The 5,581-nt window shown below is 52.1% G+C and carries 5 protein-coding genes, 4 tRNA genes, 1 rRNA gene and 1 other RNA gene; 2 read left to right on the top strand and 9 right to left on the bottom strand.

Annotated features, from left to right (window positions below; genetic code table 11):
• From ACOWVD_RS25370 to ACOWVD_RS25345, 6 genes are all read right to left on the bottom strand, one after another.
• Window positions 1-254, bottom strand: a 254-nt coding sequence (locus tag ACOWVD_RS25370) for a GTP-binding protein (protein WP_032983140.1), incomplete at its 3' end; no start/stop codon positions are given.
• A gap of 109 nt (window positions 255-363) precedes the next feature.
• Window positions 364-439, bottom strand: a tRNA-Thr gene (locus tag ACOWVD_RS25365).
• Between the two features lie 6 nt (window positions 440-445).
• Window positions 446-520: transfer RNA gene (locus ACOWVD_RS25360), tRNA-Gly, on the bottom strand.
• Between the two features lie 36 nt (window positions 521-556).
• A non-coding RNA gene (locus ACOWVD_RS25355) (RtT sRNA) lies at window positions 557-672 on the bottom strand.
• 46 nt (window positions 673-718) lie between these two features.
• Window positions 719-803, bottom strand: a tRNA-Tyr gene (locus tag ACOWVD_RS25350).
• A gap of 25 nt (window positions 804-828) precedes the next feature.
• Window positions 829-904, bottom strand: a tRNA-Thr gene (locus tag ACOWVD_RS25345).
• 396 nt (window positions 905-1,300) lie between these two features.
• Between ACOWVD_RS25345 and ACOWVD_RS25340 the strand changes: the two genes are divergently transcribed.
• The gene (locus ACOWVD_RS25340; protein ID WP_004929422.1) at window positions 1,301-1,849 is read left to right on the top strand and encodes a GNAT family N-acetyltransferase; all 549 of its coding nucleotides are present in this window, start codon (window positions 1,301-1,303) and stop codon (window positions 1,847-1,849) included.
• Between the two features lie 219 nt (window positions 1,850-2,068).
• Window positions 2,069-3,019: a type I pantothenate kinase gene (coaA, locus tag ACOWVD_RS25335; RefSeq protein WP_025304936.1), complete on the top strand. Its 951-nt coding sequence runs from the start codon at window positions 2,069-2,071 to the stop codon at window positions 3,017-3,019.
• A 48-nt stretch (window positions 3,020-3,067) separates the two neighbouring features.
• On the opposite strand, the gene birA is transcribed toward coaA, so the two are convergent.
• From birA to rrf, 3 genes are all read right to left on the bottom strand, one after another.
• Window positions 3,068-4,030, bottom strand: coding sequence for a bifunctional biotin--[acetyl-CoA-carboxylase] ligase/biotin operon repressor BirA (gene birA / locus ACOWVD_RS25330; RefSeq protein WP_004929427.1), 963 nt, complete (start codon window positions 4,028-4,030; stop codon window positions 3,068-3,070).
• A complete protein-coding gene (gene murB / locus ACOWVD_RS25325) occupies window positions 4,027-5,064 on the bottom strand; it encodes a UDP-N-acetylmuramate dehydrogenase (protein ID WP_004929433.1) in 1,038 nt (345 codons plus the stop codon). The genes birA and murB overlap by 4 nt, the downstream gene beginning before the upstream one ends.
• Before the next feature lie 378 nt (window positions 5,065-5,442).
• Window positions 5,443-5,558 (bottom strand): 5S ribosomal RNA (gene rrf, locus ACOWVD_RS25320).
• Between the last annotated feature and the right edge of the window lie 23 nt (window positions 5,559-5,581).

The raw sequence follows: 5,581 nt of genomic DNA, 5'->3' as shown, positions 1-5,581 counted from the left end.
TGCCCTGGGCAGTCAACGTGCGCGTAGTGACGAGTCGGGGTGTCATACTCAACGTGGGAGGTGTTGATGGTGATACCACGAGCTTTTTCTTCTGGCGCGTTATCGATCTGGTCGAAAGCACGTGCAGAACCGCCGTAGGTTTTAGCCAGTACGGTAGTGATCGCTGCAGTCAGGGTAGTTTTACCGTGGTCAACGTGGCCGATAGTACCGACGTTAACGTGCGGTTTTGTACGTTCAAACTTTTCTTTAGACATCGATTGTCCCTCTAAGACACGGATAAATCGGTGGTATCACCACATCAACCAAGCATTTGCTCGTTGAATCCAGAACAGAAAGAAAATCAGGGGGCGAGAAATTAAGAAGTGGTGCTGATAGGCAGATTCGAACTGCCGACCTCACCCTTACCAAGGGTGCGCTCTACCAACTGAGCTATATCAGCACATCTTGGAGCGGGCAGTGGGAATCGAACCCACATCATCAGCTTGGAAGGCTGAGGTAATAGCCATTATACGATGCCCGCATCCTGGAACTCGGCTACCTGATTTTTCTGTAGAATTTTGGGATGGAGCAGGATTGTTCATCACTCGGCTCGCATCCTTCGGGCCGGCTGCGCCTTGCGCTGCACAGCTCGAACCTTGCCGAAGGCTTTCGCCCTCTCCTCCCGCCATCAACCGTTGCGGTATTTATCGCATCTCAGTTAATCGCCGAAGGCAAGATTTGGTGGTGGGGGAAGGATTCGAACCTTCGAAGTCTGTGACGGCAGATTTACAGTCTGCTCCCTTTGGCCGCTCGGGAACCCCACCAGATTTTAACTACTTGTGACTTGAATGGTGCCGGCTACCGGAATCGAACTGGTGACCTACTGATTACAAGTCAGTTGCTCTACCTACTGAGCTAAGCCGGCATCAAGTGCAGCGCATTCTAGGTAGAGCGGGCGACCTATGCAACAAAAAAATTGCTTTACGCGCACTTTCGCTCATAAATCAGTCAATTTTGCATACTGTCATGCAATTTGCAGCCTGCGGCGTGCAAACATTCATCACTCGCGGCAATCATTCTCTACAATTTTATCCACTTTTTGCAAGCCTTGAGCGCCGCTTTCTCCATGTCGGGCTTCTCAAAACACTTAACCCGCGATGGTAAACTGTGAGCGGGATCGATGCACCAAAAAGGGGATACCTGCCCCGGACTGCAGCGTGGGCTACACTGATCCCTCGCCCTTTTGCCGTTGCTATGCCTTTCGCCGCTGTGGCTCAGTTATTGCTTCTCTTCATTACCCCCATCCCAGGAGGAATGACCGATGAAAATAGTGCCTATCAACGCCGCTACATTGCCGATTTACCGCGATGAATTGGCCCGCCTGTTGACCGATGCCGTCACGCACGGCGCTTCTGTCGGTTACGACACCTTAATTCCTCACGAAGACGCCGAGAGCTACTTCCACAGTCTGCGACCGGCCCTGGCCAAAGGTGAGCTGCTGCTGTGGATTGCCCGTGACGATCGCGGCGTCGTTGGCACCGTGCAACTCGAGCTTTGCCAGAAGCCGAACGGCCGTAATCGTGCGGAGGTGGTGAAGCTGTTGGTGCATAGCCGTGCTCGCCGCAACGGTGTAGGCCAGGCTCTGATGAAGACGCTGGAGTACGCGGCACTGCAGCAACAACGCGGGCTATTGTATCTGGATACGCAGGCAGGTTCGGCGGCAGAAGCGCTTTATCGCAGCCTGGGTTATCGCTGTTTGGGTGAGCTGCCGGATTATGCAGCGGGTCCCGATGGGCATTACCATCCGACCGTCATTTATTACAAACGTCTGTTCACCGTAAATCAGCCTTCGCGCGCCATCGCCAGTTAGTCTTCAGGCGGTATCCGGCTCTGATGATACCGCCTTGCAACCCCGCTTTATCAACTGCGCGCCGCTTCGCACAATTGACATAAACTGCTGCCTATCGACAACTTTTGCGAAAAAAGTCTACGCCAAAAACGAAGCTGTCTATAATATGCAGCTTGTTTATTCTCTGGAGTTGGCGTCCGGCGCCTTTCCCAACCTGCGTTAACAGGCAGAATTTGGCTTATGATAAAAAGAGATCAATCTTTAGCAACGCCTTACCTACAGTTCGATCGTACCCAATGGGCTGCGTTGCGAGATTCGGTGCCGCTGACGTTGTCGGAAGAAGAGATCGTTAAACTGAAAGGGATTAACGAAGATCTCTCGTTGGAAGAAGTTGCGCAGATTTATCTGCCGCTGTCACGGCTGTTGAACTTCTATATCAGTTCCAACCTGCGTAGGCAGGCGGTGCTCGAGCAATTCCTCGGCACCGACGGGCAAAAGATTCCCTATGTCATCGGCATCGCCGGCAGCGTAGCCGTAGGTAAGAGCACAACCGCACGTCTGTTGCAGGCGTTGTTGAGCCGTTGGCCAGAACACCGCAGCGTTGAGTTGATCACGACCGACGGCTTCTTGCACCCTAATAAGGTGCTGAACGAACGCGGCCTGATGAAGAAAAAAGGCTTCCCGCAGTCTTACGATATGCATAGCCTGGTGAAATTCGTGTCGGAAGTGAAATCCGGCGCCAAACGTGTCACCGCCCCGGTTTATTCCCATTTGATCTATGACGTTGTGCCCGAAGGTAATAAAGTCATCGAGCAACCGGATATTCTGATCCTGGAAGGGCTTAACGTATTGCAAAGCGGTATGGATTATCCTCACGATCCGCATCGCGTATTCGTTTCCGACTTTGTCGACTTCTCTATATATGTCGATGCGCCGGAGACGCTATTGCAAAGCTGGTATATCAATCGTTTTCTGAAATTCCGTCAGGGCGCATTTTCCAATCCCGATTCTTATTTCCATAATTATTCAAAATTGCCGGAACCGGAGGCGATTAATATCGCCACGCAATTATGGAATGAAATTAACGGATTGAATTTGCAGCAGAATATACTGCCCACCCGTGAACGCGCCAGCCTGATAATGACCAAAAGCGCTAACCACGCCGTTGAAAGCGTGCGTTTAAGAAAGTAAGCCTACCTATCGATTCAGGGGACGTTACTGTCCCCTTGTCTTTTCTCACTATTCCGCGCTGCGCAGCGATATCTCGCCACCGATGAAGGGCTTGATCTCCCCGTCCTGTTCCAGCAGCAGTGCGCCCTGTGAATCGATTCCTCGGGCGATACCCACAATCTGCCGCTCGCCAATCAGCAGCTTGACCGGCCTGTCGATAAAGTTATCCAGGGTACGCCAGCGACCGATAAAGGGCGCGAGTCCGTCTATCTCAAACTGTTTCAATGACTGACGCAGTTCATTAAGCAAGGTTGCAGCCAGTTCATTGCGATCGATCTGAATTCCCGCTTCCTGTAGGTTAATCCATCCCTGAGTAATGGCGCTGGCATTGGTATCACGCATCGCCAGGTTGATGCCGGCGCCGATGACCAGTTGAGCCGCATCGCCGGTTTTTCCCGTCAGTTCGACCAGGATCCCCGCCAATTTACGATCGTTCAGATAAAGATCGTTAGGCCACTTCACGCGCACATCAGCCGCACCGAGACGCTGCAAGACCTCCGCCATCACCATCCCGATCACCAGGCTAAGCCCCATAGCCGCTGCCGGCCCCTGCTCCAGTCGCCAGAACATCGACAGATATAAATTAGCGCCGAATGGCGAGATCCACTGCCGCCCGCGACGCCCTCGTCCAGCCTGTTGGTATTCAGCGACGCAGGCATCACCAGAGTGCAATTCGTCGATGCGGTCCAGCAAGTATTGGTTGGTGGAATCGACCACCGGCAACACGCTTACACGCTTGTCTTCCAGCAGGCTGAGGATTCGCTTGGCTTCCAACAGCTGGATGGCGCCAGGCAGGCTATAGCCTTTTCCGGGCACGGTAAAGACATCCAGTCCCCATTCGCGAATGGTCTGAATATGCTTATTGATCGCCGCGCGACTCATGCCCAGTGACTCACCGAGGTGTTCACCGGAATGGAATTCGCCGTCAGCCAGCAGCGCGATCAGTTTTAACGGAACCTTGGTATCTTTCATGACAGCACCGCCACGGCATTCAGTTCACCGGTCGCGCCAATAAAACGCACCTCAGGTTCCAGCCACACGCCGAATTTATCAGCCACCGTCTTGCGTACGTGGCGCGCCAACGCCACCACATCCTGACTGTGGGCGTTGGCGATGTTCACCAGCACCAGCGCTTGTTGGCGGTGTACCGCAGCGCCACCGATACGATATCCTTTCAGTTCGCATTGATCGATAAGCCATCCGGCGGCCAGCTTCACCTGGCCATCCTGCTGTGGATAATGCGGCATACCGGGATATTGAGCGATGAGTTCTGCGGCTTTCTCTGCGTTCACCAGCGGATTCTTGAAGAAGCTGCCGGCATTGCCGGTTTCACGCGGATCGGGCAGCTTGCTGCGACGCATGGCGCATACGGATTCAAATACCTGAAGTGGCGTCACCGTGGCAGGATCCAGCTTGGCCAGATCGCCGTAGCTCAATTTGGGTTGCCACTGTTTGTTGAGACGCAGACCCAGCCCAACAATGACATGTCCGGTCTGGAAACGGTGTTTGAAAATACTTTCCCGGTAGCCAAAACCACACTCGGCAGCCGGAATACGATCGATAGCGCCGGTAGAGAAGTCCAGCAGATCGACATACTCGCAGACGTCTTTCAATTCGACGCCGTAGGCGCCGATGTTCTGGATAGGGGCGGAACCGGCCAATCCAGGAATCAACGCCAGGTTTTCCAGACCGCAGATCCCGGCCTGTAGCGTATATTGCACCAGGTCATGCCAATTTTCACCGGAGCTGACGTGGAGATACCAGGCATCGTTATCTTCCCGAACATCAATACCCTTCAACTGATTGACCATTACTGTGCCAGAAAAATCCTCCAGGAACAGCACGTTGCTACCTTCACCGAGAATCAGCAACGGCTCCTGACGCTTGCGCGTTTGTTGCCACACCTTGAGCATCAGCTCAATTCTATCGGCCATGATCAGGTGCGCTGCGTTGACCGGGAGCGCAAACGTATTGTGGTTTTTTAAAGACGCGCTTTCAGTAGACATAACGTTCAGTACCTATACGGAAATAATCTTCCGCCTAGTCTACTCGATTCGAGGCGTCTGGCTAATATTTGTTTTAATTAACGTGAAATCTATCGACTAATACACTGAAGAATTAAGATTTATCTTTGATATAACCGGATAATTCTCATCAGTCTGTTCATAGATAGATATTTTTATTATTTAAATAATAATCTGGAACTATCAATTATATATTTAGCTGGCTATTTCCCTAGCAAAGAAACATTATGCTTCCTTATAAGGATAAGCTACATATGCCCAAAAAGGCATTTTTCAAAGTAATAGATACTGTCAGGATATTTATTTTACGCACAGCAAAAAGCCCTGAACGTCAGTTCAGGGCTTTCGGCTTTATTTGATGCCTGGCAGTGTCCTACTCTCGCATGGGGAGACCCCACACTACCATCGGCGCTACGGCGTTTCACTTCTGAGTTCGGCATGGGGTCAGGTGGGACCACCGCGCTATTGCCGCCAGGCAAATTCGTTTTATTCCAACCGC

Source organism: Serratia sp. SA088 (assembly GCF_049065515.1).
GTDB lineage: Bacteria > Pseudomonadota > Gammaproteobacteria > Enterobacterales > Enterobacteriaceae > Serratia > Serratia nematodiphila.
The sequence above is the reverse complement of the archived record's forward strand: the minus strand, read 5'-3'. Positions and strand labels throughout refer to the sequence as shown.